This is a genomic window from Aeromicrobium phragmitis (assembly GCF_003674095.1).
Lineage (GTDB): Bacteria > Actinomycetota > Actinomycetes > Propionibacteriales > Nocardioidaceae > Aeromicrobium > Aeromicrobium phragmitis.
On the sequence record NZ_RDBF01000138.1, the window covers coordinates 1 to 393 of the forward strand.

A 393-nucleotide genomic window follows, 5' to 3' on the forward strand; every position below is an offset into this window, starting at 1 on the left:
CGACGCGTCGACGAACGCCTCGACGCAGCGGGGATCGACCCGTCCGGACTGGGTGCCTCGACGTTCCACGCCTTCGGCCTGAACGTGATCGGGAAGGCCACCGGCCGCAAGCCGCGGCTCGCGCCCTGGCTCGACGGCGGGCAGGACGTCGCGATGGTCAGCCGGATCGTCGACGAGCTGCGCGACCGCTCTCCCGACTTCCGCTTCAAGTGGGACATGTACCGGCTGTTGTTCGCGCGGATGGCGGACGACCCCGCGGGCGGTGAGCCGGACGCCTACGACTACGTCACCCGCGCGACCGGGTTCCGCACCTTCAACGGGGAGACCGTGAAGAGCCAGGGCGAACGGATGATCGCCGACTTCCTGTTCCTGAACGGCGTGACCTACGAGTAC

General features: G+C 69.0%; 1 protein-coding gene. It reads left to right on the top strand.

Features of this window, described 5'->3' with window-relative positions; genetic code table 11:
* Positions 1 to 393 (top strand): hypothetical protein (locus tag D9V41_RS17995; protein WP_208006924.1); only part of this gene is annotated, 393 nt, incomplete at both ends.